Source organism: Plantactinospora sp. B5E13 (assembly GCF_039871775.1).
In the GTDB taxonomy this organism is placed as follows: Bacteria; Actinomycetota; Actinomycetes; order Mycobacteriales; family Micromonosporaceae; genus Plantactinospora.
The window spans coordinates 39,246-55,913 of sequence record NZ_JBDPLT010000028.1 but is presented as its reverse complement, the minus strand read 5'-3'; the positions used below and the strand labels follow the sequence as shown (position 1 = coordinate 55,913).

Annotated in this window: 8 protein-coding genes; 3 read left to right on the top strand and 5 right to left on the bottom strand. The window is 71.2% G+C overall.

Going from position 1 to position 16,668, the window contains the following annotated elements:
* The first annotated feature begins 46 nt into the window (after positions 1-46).
* Together ABGB05_RS23510 and ABGB05_RS23505 are read left to right on the top strand one after the other, a co-directional pair.
* Positions 47-1,267, top strand: coding sequence for a sensor histidine kinase (locus ABGB05_RS23510; protein WP_347655632.1), 1,221 nt, complete (start codon positions 47-49; stop codon positions 1,265-1,267).
* Positions 1,264-1,971 carry a response regulator transcription factor gene (locus tag ABGB05_RS23505; RefSeq protein WP_347655631.1) on the top strand — a complete coding sequence of 236 codons (708 nt, stop codon included), beginning with the start codon at positions 1,264-1,266 and terminating at the stop codon, positions 1,969-1,971. The genes ABGB05_RS23510 and ABGB05_RS23505 overlap by 4 nt, the downstream gene beginning before the upstream one ends.
* Positions 1,972-2,061: 90 nt before the next feature.
* Here ABGB05_RS23505 and ABGB05_RS23500 read toward each other — a convergent pair whose 3' ends face one another.
* Positions 2,062-4,470, bottom strand: coding sequence for a M14 family metallopeptidase (locus ABGB05_RS23500; RefSeq protein WP_347655630.1), 2,409 nt, complete (start codon positions 4,468-4,470; stop codon positions 2,062-2,064).
* Between the two features lie 463 nt (positions 4,471-4,933).
* Here ABGB05_RS23500 and ABGB05_RS23495 point away from each other — a divergent pair, with 463 nt between their 5' ends.
* Entirely contained in the window at positions 4,934-8,266 is a 3,333-nt protein-coding gene (locus tag ABGB05_RS23495; protein WP_347655629.1) for an endo-1,4-beta-xylanase, read from the top strand.
* 139 nt (positions 8,267-8,405) lie between these two features.
* Here the strand turns inward: ABGB05_RS23495 and ABGB05_RS23490 are convergent, their stop codons facing one another.
* From ABGB05_RS23490 to ABGB05_RS23475, 4 genes are read right to left on the bottom strand one after another with little or no spacing between them, the layout of a single operon-like run.
* Positions 8,406-9,665: a TIGR02679 family protein gene (locus ABGB05_RS23490; protein WP_347655628.1), complete on the bottom strand. Its 1,260-nt coding sequence runs from the start codon at positions 9,663-9,665 to the stop codon at positions 8,406-8,408.
* On the bottom strand, positions 9,662-13,759 hold the full coding sequence (locus ABGB05_RS23485) for a TIGR02680 family protein (protein ID WP_347655627.1): 4,098 nt from the start codon (positions 13,757-13,759) through the stop codon (positions 9,662-9,664). The genes ABGB05_RS23490 and ABGB05_RS23485 overlap by 4 nt, the downstream gene beginning before the upstream one ends.
* A complete protein-coding gene (locus ABGB05_RS23480; protein WP_347655626.1) occupies positions 13,756-14,976 on the bottom strand; it encodes a TIGR02678 family protein in 1,221 nt (406 codons plus the stop codon). The genes ABGB05_RS23485 and ABGB05_RS23480 overlap by 4 nt, the downstream gene beginning before the upstream one ends.
* Entirely contained in the window at positions 14,969-16,471 is a 1,503-nt protein-coding gene (locus ABGB05_RS23475) for a TIGR02677 family protein (RefSeq protein ID WP_347655625.1), read from the bottom strand. The genes ABGB05_RS23480 and ABGB05_RS23475 overlap by 8 nt, the downstream gene beginning before the upstream one ends.
* Between the last annotated feature and the right edge of the window lie 197 nt (positions 16,472-16,668).

The window sequence follows — 16,668 nt, the reverse complement described above, 5'->3', positions numbered from 1 at the left end:
ACCACGGTCGGATCCCCTACGGCCGTCGCCGCTATACGGTGGGCACATGGGTTCCAGACGGGGTCCCGTCCCGGCGCCGGCTGCCGGATCCGAGGTACACCGCACCGTGGTCGACACCGCGGTCGCCGGCGTCCTGGCGTACCTGGCGATCCACGCCACCCTCGATCCGCCGGGCCCGTCCTTCACCGGCCCGGCCTGGGTGGTCTGGCTGACCGGTGCCGCCGTGGCGCTGCCCCTGGCGGTCCGCCGCCGCTGGCCGGTGGCGGTGCTCGGCGGCGTGACGGTGGTCGCCGCGACCGCGACCGCGTTCGGTGTGGTGGGACCCGGGGTCATCTGGGTGACGTACGCCCCGGTGGTGCTGGCGCTCTACACGGTGGCGACCTCGGCCGGCCCGGTCGTCGCGACCGTCGCGCTCGCCGGCGGCCTGGTCGCGCCGGCGGTCACCATAACGTGGTTCTACCACCGGACCGGGATCGGCACCGCCGACGCGCCCGGTAGTGAGGTGCCGTTGTGGTGGCAGGTCGAGGTCGGCACGGTCGCCGTGCTGCTCACCACGGCCTGGGTGGTCGGCCGGCTGCTCCGGTGGCGCCGGACGGTCCAGGCCGGCCTGGCCCGCCGACTCGCCCGGGACGCGGTCGCCGCCGAGCGGCTACGGATCGCCCGGGAGCTGCACGACATCGTCGGGCACAGCATGAGCCTGATCGCGGTGAAGGCCACCGTCGCCAACCACATCGCCGACGAGCGGCCGGCCGAGACGCGGGCCGCCCTGGTGACCATCGAGCGGACCAGCCGGTCCGCGCTCACCGAGATCCGCCGGGTGCTCGACGTGCTGCGCTCCGAAGACGACCCGGCCGTCGACCTCAGCCCGTCCCCCGGGACCGCCGACCTGTCCGACCTCGCCGACCGGCTACGCTCCGCCGGGCTCCGGCTGGACCTGCGGCTGGACGGCGCCGACACGCTGCCCCCGGCGGTCGACCTCACCGTCTTCCGGATCGTCCAGGAGTCGCTCACGAACGTGGTCAAGCACGCGAACGCCGGACACTGCCAGGTGACGGTTCGGGGCCGGGACGGCGGCGTACACATCGAGGTCCTGGACGACGGACGCCCGTCCCGGTCGGCCGGCCGGCCGACCGGCGGGCAGGGCCTCATCGGGATGCGCGAGCGGGTGACGATGTACGGCGGCACCCTGAGCACGGGTCCGCGGCCGGAGGGCGGGTTCCAGGTCGTCGCCGAGATCCCGTACGACCCCGTGGAGGAGCCCGCATGACGGATCCGTCGTCCGACCCGGACGGACAGTCCGTCCGCGACATCGGCGTGCTTCTCGCCGACGACCACGGCCTCCTGCGGGAGAGTTTCCGGGCGTTGCTCGAGGTGTCACCGGGCTACGTCGCGGTGGGTGAGGCCGGCACCGGCACCGAGGCGGTCCGGCTGGCCCGGCACCACCAGCCGGACGTGGTGCTGATGGACGTCCGGATGCCGGAGATGGACGGGATCGAGGCGACCCGACGGATCTGCGCGGATCCCCACACCTCCTCGGTACGGGTGCTCATCCTGACCACCTTCGACCTGGACGAGTACGTCTACGCCGCGCTGCGCGCGGGGGCCAGCGGATTCCTGGTCAAGGACGGCACGGCGGCCGAACTGCTGGCCGGCATCCGGGTGGTCGCCGCCGGCGAGGCGCTGCTCGCCCCCCGGGTCACCCGGCGACTGATCTCCGCGTTCGCCCGCCAGGGCCGACCGGTCTCCGGCCCGTCGCCCAGTCTGGGTGTGCTCACCGATCGGGAACGTGAGGTGCTGTCCCTGGTCGCCCGAGGGCTGTCCAATCCGGAGATCGCCCAACAGCTGTACGTCACGCTCGGCACCGTGAAGACCCACATCGGACGTCTGCTCAGCAAGCTCGCCGCCCGGGACCGGGCACAGCTGGTCATCACCGCGTACGAGACCGGTCTGGTGAGCCCCGAGCCGCGTTGAGCTCTTCGGCGCGGCCCGTCGGCGGACACGACACTGCCCCGCCGGTACGGGGGGAACCGCACCGACGGGGCAGTGGTCAGCAGGCTGGCGTCAGCGGATCGTGACCGTCGCCGTCCGGTAGCGGTCGCGGCCGTGCTTCTTCGTCGGGTCGTAGTTCTGCTCGACGTTGCCGGCCGCGTCGACCGAGAACCACTTGAAGGTCGTCGTCTCGGTCACGTGGAACACCTGGCCCGGCTCCCGGAACTCGGTCGCCTCGTAGCGCGGCGACTGCAGCGTCGGCCGGCTGCCGTCCGTGGTGTAGTAGATCGTCGCCGGCTCGTTCGTCTCGAACCGGACGTCGACCGGACCGGAGTACTTTCCGCCGCCAGGCAGCAGCCGGGACGTGGGATCCTTCCTGTCCTGGCCCCACTCCGCCGCGACCCGGAACATCTCCATGATCCCGTTGGCGTACTCCATCGTCTCGGCGTGGCCGCTGACCAGCGCCGGATCCCCGTCCCACGGCGGCTGGAACGAGCCACCCTGCCAGTTGCCGGTCGCCGGGTTGTAGACCGAGCCACCGACCTCCCAGCCGAAGGCGTAGATCCCGTACGTGTGGTACAGGTCCTCGCGGACGTTGCCGGCCGAGGAGTAGAGGACGTCCGACGAGCCGCCGACGTTCTCCGGCGTCACCACGGTCTCCCGGTGCGCCTTGACCTGCGACAGGATCCGGGCCGCCGACTGCCAGTAGAACGCCTCGTCGCCGAGCGGCGGGCGGGGCGTGGTGATCCGACCGTCGGCGATGTACGCCCCGGGCTGCCAGAACAGCTGGCCGCCGTTGGAGTGCACCGACATCATGAACTTGATGTTGGAGTACCGCTCGACCAGCCAGATGATGTTCTTCGCCTCCGGCTCGGAGAGCTTCTCCGGCCCCTGGAAGGTGTCGCTGACACAGCTGGTCGACGCGCCCGAGTAGCCGTCGTGGCCCGACCCGACCCGGTAGTTCCGGTTCAGGTCGACACCCCAGGAGTTGCGCCGGGCCGGGTCGGCGTTCGCGTCCGGACAGTGGTTGGTCATGTTCCGGCGCTGCGAGGCGAAGTTGTAGAAGCTGTAGTTCGCCCCGTCCGGGTTGTTGGAGAGGATGAAGAAGACGTCGGTGTTGTCGACGATCTTCTTCGTCTCCCGGTCGGTCTTGTAGTTGTGCACCAGCCGCTCCGCCGACTCCAGCGACGTCGTCGCCGGCACCCACTCCCGGGCGTGGTCCTGCGCCTGGATCAGCACGCCGGGCTTGCGGCCGTCGCGGTGCTTGCCGATCCGCAGCACCGGGATGGTGGCCGGACCGCGCGGCACCTCACCCTCGGGCGCCCCGACCCGCTTCTGGTCCAGGAAGTCGGTCAGCGCGACCGGACCGGACGTCGGCGCGACGATCCCGGTGCCCGCGTTGGTGCGGTAGGGGTGCGCCCGGTCGACCAGCCCCCGGGAGCCGCTCTCCAGCGCCGCCGCCACCTCGGTGGCGGTGCTCGCGGGCGCACCGGCGGCGTCCGTGGCCAGCAGCACCCGGACCGCCGTGCCGTTCACCTCGACGCCGAGCGGGAGATCCGCCTCCGACCGGTCCACGAACTCGACGGTGACGTCGTTGCCGCCCTCGTGTCCCCAGGCCGCCGAGCTGACCACGACCGCGGACTCGCCCGTGCCGCCGATGGTGGCCTGCGCCTTGCGCTGGTAGCCGTTCGTCCGGTTCGGCAGGTAGATGATCTCGGCGATCTGCGGGTACTGCCGGGCGATCTCGTGGGCGCGGGCGTAGAGCTGCTGCGGGGTCCGGTAGCCGTCGACGAAGTCGTACCGGTAGCCCTGGTTCTCGGTCAGCGGCGGCGGGGCGTCCTCGAGCCAGTCGGAGACGTCGCCGACCGCGACCCCACCGGTCGAGCTGGTGACCCGGATCTGGCTCGGTCGCTTGTCGAGCTTGAACAGGTCCCGGTGGAACATGTACTGCCCGGAGTCGACGAACCGGCTCATCGTCCGGGCGAAGTCGAACGGCGTCCCCCGGCCCGAGTTGTTCTCCACCTGCATCCCGACGACCGGGTCCGCCTGCTGCCCCTCGGTGGTCCGCGCCTCGACGTACAGGAAGCCCTGGCCCTTGGTGGTGAACCAGTCGGCGCGGACGACCCGTACCGTCGCCTGGGCGGCGGCGGCCGGCTGGGCGTACCGCGCCCCGGAGTTCCGGAGACCGCCGTCGGCCTCGTCGCTCCAGACGAAGCCCTCGTCGTCGCCGAGGATCTCGACGCCCATCGCGGTCAGTTCGGCGATCTGGGCGGCGGTCACCACCGCCCGGCCCTCGATGCCGGCCGGCACCCGCCGGAGCCCGTGCTCGAGGTCGAAGCCGGCGGCGGCCACCTTGTCCAGCATGTCGGCGCCGGTCAGTTGGACGCGTACCAGGCGTACCGGATCCTGACCCTCCAGGTCGGACCGTGCCGGACCCGCCGTGGCGGTGCCGGGCTCCGCACCTGCCGGCGGGGTTGCCATGAGAACGCTTCCTACCAGGGCGGACAGCGTGAGAAGCGCGATACGCGATCGCGTACGTCGCATTCTCCCCTCCTTCTCTTGCGGCCTGTGGTTGGTACCGTGGCCGGCCCGGCCGCGGCCGGGCGGGGTGCAGGTGAGCGTATGTGCATTTCTCGCGGCGACGGACCAGGTGAAGCGGATCTTGAGGATTACTTGAGCCAGGCGCCCGGTTCCCGCACCGACAGCACGCCCGGCCCCGAAACACCCGACGACAGAGACCCCGAAACTTTCGGGGTCGTACCCGACCCGACGGATCTCCGTCAGCCGATCGGACGGCGCGTCTCGACCAGCCACCGTCGCCCGGTTAGCATTCGCGCGTCTGGATCTGCCGGAACGTTTCCCGGCACCACCCACGCGCCGTCCCGCCCGGGTAGGGAGCCCCTTCATGCGCCGCAAAGACCGCTCGAGTCCACCATCCCGAAAATTGCCCGCACTCCTGGCATCCTGCCTGCTCAGCCTGGTCGGGTCGGTTGCCGTGGCGACGCCCGCCCAGGCGGCGGACCGGGTCGTGCTGAGCAACGACTTCGAATCCGACTCGTACGCCCCGTGGCTTCCACGTGGACCCGTCACGCTCGCCACAGCGCCCGAGGGGCGGGAGAGCGGCAGCAGCCTCTCGGTCACCGACCGCACCGCGAACTGGCAGGGGACGGCGACCAGTGTGACCACATTGTTCGAACCCGGCGCGACGTACGTTATCGGCGCGTGGGCGAAACTTCCGGCGGGTACCGAAGGCTCGGCGGGCGTCCACTTCACCGTGGAGGCCACCCCGGCCGCCGGCGGTGACAACACCTACACCTGGGTCGGTGACAACGTCACCACCACCGCGGACACCTGGGTACGGATCGGCGGCAGCTACACGATGCCCGCCGGCCTGACCTCGGCCACCCTCTACGTCGAGGCCGACGGCACCACGCCGTACCTGCTCGACGACGTCAGCATCACCACACCGGACGGCACCGGCGGCCCGGAGCCGGGCACGGTCGTGATCAACACGGACTTCGAGGACGGGCTCGACGGCTGGGGTCCGCGTGACGGCGGCCCCGGTGCCCCGACCGTCGCCCGCACCGACGTCGCGCACGGCGGCGCGGCCGCGGCCCTGGTCAGCGACCGGGTCAACCAGGGCGCCGGCCTCGGCCGGGAGGTGGGCGGCCTGTTCGAGACCGGCGCGACCTACGAGTTCAGCGCCTGGCTCCGGTTCGCCGAGGGCCAGCCGACCGACCAGGTCTGGCTCAGCCTGGCCAGCACCGCCGGCGACAGCCAGTCGTTCAGCACCCTCGCCCAGTTCGACGGGATCACCAACACCGGCTGGACCGAGGTGACCGCGAGTTTCACGATGCCGGCCGCCGACAGCGCGCTGCTCTACCTCGAGACCCGCTGGCAGGACGGCGAGACCGGGAACACCAGTGACCTCCTCGTCGACGACATCGTCGTACGGGTGCCGCAGCCGCCGGTCATCGAGACCCTCACCCCGATCCACGAGACCACCGACTTCCCGGTCGGGGTCGCGATCGACAGCCGCGAGACGGTCGGCGCCGCCGCCCAGCTACTGACCCGGCACTTCACCAACATCACGCCGGAGAACCACATGAAGCCGGAGGCGTGGTACGACGCGGAGCGCACCTTCCGCCCGCACGAGCAGGCGATCGCGCTGACGGACTTCGCCCGGGACAACAACCTCGGCCTCTACGGGCACGTGCTGGTCTGGCACAGCCAGACCCCGCCGTGGTTCTTCCAGGACTCCGCCGGCGCCCCGCTCGGCACCTCCGCCGCCGACCAGCAGATCCTGCGCGACCGGCTGCGTACGCACATCTTCGCGGTCGCCGAGTCGCTCAGTGACCGGTACGGCCCGTTCGGCTCCGACACCAACCCGGTGAACGCCTTCGACGTGGTCAACGAGGTGGTCAGCGACAGCGGCGAGTTCGCCGACGGGCTGCGCCGCAGCGAGTGGTACCGCATCCTCGGCGAAAACTTCATCGACCTCGCGTTCCAGTACGCGGACCAGGCGTTCAACGACGTCCACGCGGTCGCCGGCGCCGACCCGGTGAAGCTGTTCATCAACGACTACAACACCGAACAGAGCGGCAAGCAGGCGCGGTACAGGGCGCTGGTGGAGCGGCTGGTCGCCCGTGGCGTGCCGGTCGACGGGGTCGGCCACCAGTTCCACGTGTCGCTGGCCACCCCGGTCAGCAGCCTCGAGTCCGCGCTGGCCGCGTTCGAGGACCTGCCGGTGACCCAGGCGGTCACCGAACTCGACGTCACCACCGGCACCCCGGTCACCCAGGCGAACCTGATCGAGCAGGGGTACTTCTTCCGGGACGCGTTCCGGATCTTCCGGGCGTACGCCGACCACCTCTCCGTGGTCACCGTCTGGGGCCTCACCGACGGCCGGTCCTGGCGGTCCGGCAACGGCGCCCCGCTGGTCTTCGACGACAGCCTCCGGGCCAAGCCCGCGTACCACGGGGCGGTCGACGGGGAACTGCCGGCGCGACTGCGGACCGCGAACGTCTTCGCCGGCAGTGTCGCCCTCACCGGGGCGGCCACCGCCGACCTGACCTGGCGTCAGCTGCCGTTGCACCCGATCGAGGAGGTGGCGCGGTTCCAGCTGCGTTGGGCCCCGGACCACCTGACCGCCTACGTGTCGGTCGACGACCCCGCGGCCTCCGCCGGTGACGAGGTCAGTTTCGTGCTGGCCGACCGGACGTACACGGTGGCGCGGGACGGCACCGGCGACGTACCCGCGGTGGCGGCCGACCGGGACGGCGGCTACGCGGTCGTCGCCCACCTGCCGCTGACCGGGGCGGCCCAGGGCGACACCCGCACCCTGGACGTCCGGGTCGCCGACAACGGGGAGACGGCCGGCTGGAACTCCCCGGGGGCGGTGGGCACGCTGACCCTGGTCGAGCCGCTGTCGTACCTGGAGGTCACCCAGGCCCGGACGGCGCCGGAGGTGGACGGTGCGGTCGAGGACGCCTGGGCCGACGCCCGGGCGGTCACCACCACCAAGCAGGTCTCCGGCACGGACGGTGCGATCGCCACGGTCCGTACCCTGTGGCGGGACCGGACGCTCTACGTGCTCGCCGAGGTCGCCGACCCGGTGGTGGACGTCTCCGGGTCCGACCCGTGGGTCCAGGACTCGGTGGAGATCTACGTCGACGCGGGCAACGCCAAGAACGGTCCCTACCGCTACGACGACACCCAGATCCGGATCAACGCCGACAACGTCGTCTCGTTCGGCACCGGTGACGAGGCGTTCCAGGCGGGCCGGCTGACCAGCGCGGCGGTCCGTACCGGGACGGGTTACACCGTCGAGGCGGCGATCAGCCTGCTGGAGTACGGCGGCCCGGACACCTTCCACGGCCTGGACTTCCAGGTCAACGACGCCTCGGACGGCGCCCGTGCCGCGATCCGCAACTGGGCCGACCCGGTCGGCACCGGCTACCAGGCCACGGCCCGTTGGGGCGTGGGCCGGCTGGTCGGCCCGACCACCGGCAACGTCGACATCGTGCTGCGGAACATGACCCGGTGGGACTCCGACAGCGGCGGCGGCTACTGTGCGACAGTCGTCGCCACCAACCCCACCGGGCAGCCCGTGGACTGGTACGGCTACCTCGAACTCGACGGCGAGATCTACGACGCCTGGAACTTCCAGCGGCAGGTCCAGGCAGACGGCACGTACCGGATCAGTGGGGTGGGCTGGAACCGGACCCTGAAGCCGGGCGCCAGCACGGTCAGCGTCGGCTACTGCGCCAACTGGTGAGCCCGCCGGTAACCGCCGACTGAGGTCGTTGGCCACTGCGGCCGCCGGTAGCACTTCCTTGGAGAAGCTGTACCGGCGGCCGCATGACGCGCCGCTGACGTCCTGGCCACCCGTCCCCGCCCCGGCCGGCCCGGCACGGTTACCGCGCGGTGCACCCGAGGTCGGCGAGCAGACTCTCGATCACCGCCTCCTCGTGGATCGCCGTGGCGGTCTCCGCCATAACCTGGGAGAGGACCGGATCCCACGGGGTCGGCAGCGGGCGGCCGGCAAGTGGTTGCCTCGGCGTTCCCCGCTCGACGGCCTGTGCCACGGCCCGCTGATAATCGACCGCCGTGAACTGCCAGGGCTGGGCGCGGTAGCGCCGGATGACGCGGTCGGCGATAGCGATGCCGGGCCAGTCGAAGTCTCCGTGGTAGCGCAGATGCACGTCCGGCGATGCCATGACGGTGTCGAGCAGAGCGAACGTCACGGTGTTGGGATTTCCCAACGTGCAGATGATCGCCGTACTGGAACCGGCCTCCGCCGCAGCCTCAAGGACCCGTGGATTCTCACACACGTAGACGGTCTGTGGGGCCAGCCGCAGGGGTGTGAGACGGCGGATCTCCCGCAGTGTCAGGTGTGTCTCGGCGCCGGCGTCGGCACGGCTCCGAAGCCAACCGTCGCCCGGGGGACGCAGTCCGTAGGTGAGCACCGTCGTGGCGACGGTGTCGCTGGCCACCCCGGCGGCATCCCAGAGGGCCCGGCGTTCCACCGCGCCCGACGGGTAGTCGGGGGTACCGGTGAGGGCGAGGGCGAGCCCTCGCAGGACGAGGCGGGTCAGTGGGCTGTCATCGTCGAGCCCGTGCGCGCTACCGGTAACCAGCTGAGCCAACTCGCCGCGAGACCAGGTACGCGCGTGCTCGCCCACGGTCAGCCCGAGTGTCGTGGCTGCCTGGCTGACTACCCGGCGTACCTCCGCCGCTGGTAGCCGGGCCGGTAGTCCCTGCCGCCACAGCCGATCCAGCCACTCGGACGTCCAGGGACGGTCACCCAGGCCGGCGGCGATCAGGGCGGCGTCGGCGTGGTCCCGCAGCAGCGCCCGCCGTGCCCGCTCCGTCGCGGCGTCGACGCGTAGGTCGGGAATGGGACCGACGACCGCTTCCACCACTCCGAGCAGCCCGGTTCCTGCGGCGCTCGTCCAGAGCCGCTGATCGAGGTCGGCAAGGGTGACCGTGTGCGCTGCACCGACCGGCTGGCCAAGAAGCCGGCCGAGGGCTTCGCGTTCCTCGTCGCCGAGCCCGTTCAGGGTCACCCGTCCGCCGACTCTTCGACCGTTGCGTACCAGCCGAGCGTGTACTGCCGTCCACAGCGGTCGCAGCCCGGGCGACCGCAGGTACTGGAGCGCACCAACCGGGATCATGAGGTGAGCACTGTGCGGCGGCGGCCGTCCCAGCGGAAGTGCAGGGTGGCGACGCCGGGCTGGGTGGGATCGCGGAGGCATTCGTAGATACCCAGCGACGGCACCTCCGGAAAGCAGCCCCAGAGCCGTTCACTCGTCAGCACGGCGTCCAGGTCGAGGTCCACCAACAGGCCCAGCAGACGACCGTGGGTCGGCTCGTCGACCTTGGCGAACGCGTCGTCGAGCAGGATCAGCCGTGGAGCCTGCGGATACGCGTCTCCGACGGAGGTGAAATGCGCGGCGGCAGCGGCGAACAGAACCAGGTACGACACCACCCGCTGCTCGCCTTGCGACATAGCGGTACGCGCGGACAGAGTGCGTTCGCGGTCCGGGTTGGCCTGGTCGGTGACCCTGACCGTGAAGCCGAACCAGCTGCGGTAGTCGAGTGCCGTACGCAGGTGCACGGCGTAACCGGCGGACGGGTCCGCACGTCGCGCGTCCTCGACCCGGCGGGAGAGCGCCTCCCGCAGGCGATCGTTGTTGTCCCGGCTCCGCAGCTCGAGCGGAGTCCTGAGCAGGGCCACGGCGGTACGGACGTCCGCGTCCGCGTCGTCTCTCAACGTCCAGACCAGCCGGGCGCCGAGCCCGTGGGAGGTACGGACCCCAGCGAGGGTGGCGTTCATGGCTGACACCAGGCTCTCGGCGGAACGGATCTGCCGCGCCAGCGCGTCCCCCAACTCGCCGAGAAGGAAACGCTCGAACGCGTGCCGCTCCCGCTCGGCGACCGCAGAACGCTTCTGCTCCAGCTCCGCGCCGAGACGCCCGGTCGCCACCGCGGCCGGGTGTTGCCCAATGTCGTCGGCGAGTTCTATGACCTTGACCCCGTCCCGGTCCTCCCAAATGAGGTCGAAGCCGCCGGGCAGTCTGCTGCGCACATCGTTGTAGCGCTGGTGCAGGGCGTTCTCGCTGAGGTCCCGTTGAGGCCGGCCGAGTAGGTCGCGGAGCAGGCTGGCCAGTTGATCCAGCTGCCGGATCCGCTCCGGTGGCGTGCCCGTGCCCAACTCCACCGGCACGTCGCGGTTCAGCGCCAGCGCGGGACCAACGCCGGGCAGGGTCAGCACCCGAGGCAGAGCGGTGCCGGCGGCCAGGGCGACCTGCTCCTGGTCGGTCAGCAGTCTGCGGGCCTGGTCTCGCGCCTCCTCGGCCCGGACCCGACGGTCCCGGGCGTGCTCGTGGACGCGGCGGGCAGCCGGCAACTGGTTGTCGGCCCCGTGGAGACGCTCCTCGGCAGCGGACTCCTGCCGGTGAATCTCCGCAGGCTCGGCTTCGAGTGACCGTTCGAGCACGGCGAACGCCTGTTGCGCGGCAGCGTGGGCCTCGGCCGCCCGCTGAGCCTCGTCAGCGGTGCTGGTGACCCGATCGGCCGCCTCGACGCGCCGCTGGATCAGAGACTCGTACGGCACGAGTTGGCCGGCGAACTGTCCGATCGACCTGGCGTGCCGGGGTAGCTCTGCCGAGAGCTGTCGCAGACGCTGGTCGATGTCGTTCAGCCCGTCCCGCTCGCTGGGAAGCAGGTGGGCCTCGGCCGCGGAGCGTGCGGCGGCCCGGCGGTCGTCGGCGACACGGCGGAGCTCCCGGGCCCGACGCCTCGCGTCCGCCGCCTGGCGGGCGAGCCGGTGCACGGCGGACTCCGCCTCGTCCCGACGTGCCCAGGCCCGAACCAGCTCGGCACCGTCAGGCAGGACGCGCATTGCCGCGGCCAGTGCGTCGCGCTCACGATCGTTGCCGATGAGCTGTCGGTCGACATCGGCGAGGCGGGATGCCAGGGTCTCGAGGCGTTCCCGCAGGTCGGCGAGGCGCCGCCGGCGCAGGGCTTGGCGGTTGGCCGCGCCGACGTACTCCGCCGCCGGTTTCGTCCAGGCGCCGTGGGCCACATGGAGCTGCCACCGGCCGTCGTCGGCGATCCAGCTGCCGGCGCTCGTGGCCGGTCCGAGGCCGATGCTGCGAAGCAGAGCCGTCACGTGTTCCGCTCCGGGCACCACCACCAGCACCTCCTGCAGGGTGGGTGCGGCGACGGGCTGGCCGGGGCGCAGCAACACCTCGCCGCTGACCGCGTCCCGCAGCGCGGCGCCCTCGGTGAACACTCCGTCGAGCAGGCCGCTCGACTCAAGCGCCGCCTCGATCCCAGCCCGTTGCCGATCGTCAAGGTGATCGGCGAAATCGATCAGCCGGTACAGCGGGATGCCCGGACGCGCCGGGACGTCGGTCCGGAACCGGGACCGGGGTGGTTCCGGATCGCTCATCGCACTCCACCGACCATGCTCCTCCCGTACCTCGTCGATGCTGGCCTGGAGCTCTGCCCGCCGGGACCGGAGGCTGTCGCGCCGGTGCTCAGCCGCCGCGCGCAGCGGTGCCAGGGCGGCCTCGGCGGCCGCGCGGACCTCGGCCGGCGTCTCCGCCCGCAGCGGATCGTCGCCGAGCAGTACCTCCCGTACCGCCACGAGATCCGCGTCGGCCAGAACCGGCAGTGCCATCCATTCCTGCACGGCGCGCGCGAAGACACCGCCGGCCGCGACGAGGTTGTTCGTCACCTCGGTCAACCGGTCCTGGGTCTCGCCCTGCTGCCCGTCGAGCAGGTCGCGGTCGGCTTCCGCCCGCGCGGCGACGACGGCGGCCGCGTCCGCCTCGTCCAGTCGCTGGCGTACGTCGGCGACCGCCGTCCGTCGGGCGCGCACCGCTTCTTCTGCCGCGGTGACCCGCACCCGATGCTCGCCGAACTCCTGCGCCGCCAGGCGGTGGTCGACAACCTGGGTCGAGGGGGCCGCCGGCACACCGGTACGACGTAGTTCCGGTACCGCGCCGAGATGCGCGGTGTCCAGGCCCGACTCGGCGGCGAGCCCACGGATGCGTCGGTGGTCCTCACGCAACTCGGTGACGGTGGCCGCCAGCCGTTCGGTCTCCGCGACAAGCCGCGCCGCGACATCGGTGTACGTCTGCCGGTCGGCGTCCACCGCGTGCGCGGCGGATCGGGCCGCCGACTCGAGTGCCCGTACCGCGATGCGGCGCTGCCCCAGCTCCTGAACGGCCCGGTACGCCGCGCTGTCACGGAGCGCCTCGAGTTCGGTACGAGCCTGCCGCCCCTCGTGCTCCCAGCGCTCGACCTCGGCCGCGGCAGCCTGCTCCGCCTCGAACGCCGTCGCGACCTCCCGCTCCGCCTGGCCCGCCTGGCGGCGTTGGGCGCGGAGCTGGGACAGGGCCTCGTCGACCGCCGCCACCCGACGACGCAGCTCGCCGCGAAGATATCCGCGGTACGCCGTCATCAGGTCGGCCAGCGCCGAATGCGTGGCTTCCAGCCTGCCCAGATCGGAGCGGACGGTTTCCAGGTCGTCGAGGTTGTGCGCGACCGGGTCGAGCACGTCATCGTCGACCGGCGGCAGTGCTTCGCCCAGTTCGGTGGTGAGCTGTCCGGCTTCGATCCGGTCGCCGATGGTGGGGCGGCGTAGCCGGTACAGCAGGTGGACGAGGTTGCGGTACCGGCCGGGGTCGCCGATTCCGAAGAGTTCACGACCCACCCGGGCACGGTAGTCCCGGGCGCTACCCAGCAGGGCCGACTCGCCCAGCATCTCCCGTAGCCGCTCGATGGGCACGGGTTGCCGGTCCACCACCAGGTCGACGTCGACACCGACACGCAGCGGGGTGATGAAGTAGGTGAGTCGCGCCTCGCTGGTCGAGGACGACCATCGAACAATCGCCCCCAGCGTCAGAAACTGTGCCGAACCGTGCTCGTCGACTCGCCGGAGCTCCAGCCAGACGTACCCCTGCCGGTTCACCCCGCTGGCACCCTCACCCATCAACCAGCGGAAGGTGGTACGGCCGGCGCCTGTGGCGTCCAGACGCTTGGCGTCGCCGTCCAACAGGAACGGCAGGAGCAGTTCGAGGGCCTTCGACTTGCCGGCGCCGTTCTTACCACGCAGCAGCAGCCGGCCGCCCTCGAACTGGAACACCTGGTCGTCGTACTGCCAGACGTTGCAGATCCCGGCCCGGTACAGCCGATACCGGTACGGATGTTCCGGCGTGGTCTCCGCCCGGCTGGCCGCCACCGCCGCCGGGCTCATGACCGTACCGCCTCGTTCGGGGCGTAGCGGGCCGCCGCCGCGAGTAGCACCAGGGTGCCAGCGGGTGCCTCGCCCCGGGCCGCACGGGCGTCGACCGCACGTTCGGCGGCTACTGTCTCGTCTGAGTCGGTGTCGGCGACGGTGGGCGCCGAACGCGCCAAGAGTCCCATGCTGGTCAGCAACGCGATGACCGCCTCTCGCAGCAGCAGTGGATCGTCGACGTACCGGCCCGCCCACCGTCGGCCGTGCCGGTCGGTCAGATCGGCAAGTATCCGGTCCAGGGTGTCGGCCGGTACGGGTGCCCCGATCGTCAGCTGTCCTGTGGCAGGGCGTACCTGCTCGACCAGCATCCCGATCGTCAGCAATGCGGCCTGGGCCACGGTGCCGACTCCGGGAAACTGCACATCGCTGAGTTCCTCGTCGGGGTCCACGAGGGCCGCCCCCTCGGTGCGCAGCTCGGCCTGCAGACCGGCGTATTCCAGGAAGGACCGCTCGTCACGCCGCTGCTCACGGCGCAGCCAGGCGCGCTCCGTGGCGGTCAGCTCGTCGAGGTACGTCACCGGTTCCTCGACCAGCCGCCGCCGCACGCTGTGTCGTGGCCCGCCCGGACCCGGCTCGGCCGCGCTCCGGAGGAAGTCCGCCGGTGTGGCGGCCCGTCCCGGAGGTGTGGCCATCAGATGGGCGACGATGTCGCGGTTCACGGTGAGCAGTGCCTCGGCGTCGTCGGTGTCGGCGAAGCTGGCGACCGTGCCCTGTTCCTCGCGCAGTGCCTGCCACGACACCAGCTGCCGAAGCGCGGCGCTGAGCGCACGGCGTTCGGTGGGACGCTGCGCGTCGCCGAGTCCGATGCCGGCCTCGACCGCCGCCGACCGCACGTCGGCGATGAGCTGTGACAGCAGCACCTGCTCCGGTCCGGTGAGCAGTACCGCTACGGCGAGCGTGAGGTAGGCGTACATGCGTGGGGTGAAAGGTCCCGTCGCCCGCAGCAACGGTCTCCCCCGCCCCGGGCCCAGACCCGGCTTGAAGAGCCGAGCGAAACCCGCCTCCACGACGAGCCGGTAACCGAGGAAGTTGCCGAACCAGCTCTTCAACCACTCGGCATGCCGACGGACCAGTGCAAAATCGTCGTTGTCGGTCAGCAGCAGCGGCGAGGCCAGCAGGGCTCGTACCGCCCGGCGTCGCTCGGTCGCCAACGCGATGTCGGATTCGTCAGCCACCGGCGTCCACCAAGCGACTGATCGAGATGTCGACGTCCTGGGCGGTGAAGTTCCCGGCGGGCGAGCGCAGGGTCAGCACGTTCCGCGGTTTGCTGAGGAGCTCGCAACGCAGACTCAGGTCGACGACCACGGTGACGGCGTTGCCCAGCAGAGGATCGCCGGCACCGAGGGCCTGCGCCATCAGTTCGAGCAGAAGATGCACGGCCGGACTGGACAGGTACACGGCACCCAGGTCCGGCGCGGCGGACAGCAGTTCCGCCGCCGCCGCGACCCGCAGTTCGTGGATGGCCGCGGCCTTTGCGACCAGTGCCTGCTGCTGCGCGCGGTGGTCGGCGATCCGGGCGGCACGGCCGCGCGGCGCCCGGACTCCACGGTCCCGTAGTGCGACGGGAACGTGCACCGAAGGGCTCGACCACCAGCTGGCCGTCGCGGGTACTACCCGCTGCGGATCGGCGGCGATGCCAAGATGCCGGGCGGAGTAGAGCCCGAACGCCGACGTGTAGAGGTCGTTCGCCGTCTCCTCGTCGGCGCTGTCCAGCCAGTTCGCCAGGCGCAGCAGCTCCCGACGCCGGGACGCGCCGTGCCCGGTGGAGCGGACCATCCGTTTCGCGTTGGCGAGCAGGGACTGCAGGGCCCGCATGGTGGCCTCCCGGAGCTGGGTCACCTCGCTTCTGCGACCGTCGAGGTCGCTGAACCAGGCACGCAAAGCGGTCCAGTCGGCAACGTCGTGTCCTCGGCTGCGGTGTACTGCGACACCGAGGTCGGCGGCGGCGCCGGCCAGTCCGCCGTCGTTCAGGCCCGCCAACAGCCCTGGCAGGTATGGCCAGAGGCGCTGCAGGTGACGTTCGATCCGCGGCGCGAGAAGGACGATCTCCTCCGTGATCGACTCGACGTAGTCGAGCAGAAGGTCCTTGAACCCGAGGTACTCCGCGCTGTCCAGGTCGTACCGGGCCAGCACCTGGCCGAGAAACGCGTAGAAGTCGCGCACCGAGTCACGGAACGTCCAGAACTGGGCGAAGATCGTGGCGACCGTCTCCCGGGCGGTGGCGGCATCGAGGCCGCCCGGCTGTTCGAGACGGTCCGCCAGGTCGCCCAGACCGTTGGCGATCAGCCCGAGCAACTCCCGGCTGATCTCCCGGGCGGCGTCGACGCTCGACAGCACCTCGTCCGCCTGCCGCTGTACCCGTTCCCCGAGCGGCGACAGTTGGTAGCGGGACCGGGCCCGCCGGTACTCCTCGATGCTCTTCACCCGAACGGTGTGCGAGCTCGGAAGTAGATTGCCCCAGCCGACAAGTTGGTTCAACCGGCTGACCGCGGTGTCGAGGGAAAGGTCGACGCCCTGGGCGGCGAGTTCCTCGACTACCTGCTGAGCGGAGAGATCCGTCATCAGGGAGGAGGTGAACCGGCGCATGATGGCGAGGTAGACCGCGCGCTCGGGCACGGTCAGGTAGGTGAAGGCCTCGAGGCGGCCCAGATCCTCCGCCGGCTCACCCACCGCACCAGCATAGGCGACTGCCGGTAGCGGCAACATCGCCGCCTACGGGGCGGCGGGCGGGCCTGGACGGGGTCCGGGTGGCGGGATTACCGAAATTCGGGGCGGTTGTCCGGATGTGAAAATCAGGGCACCGAATCGACGGATCTCTGTGTCTTTGCTGGCCTTTCCGCAACAATCCAGCAATAGCCGGGAAGTCC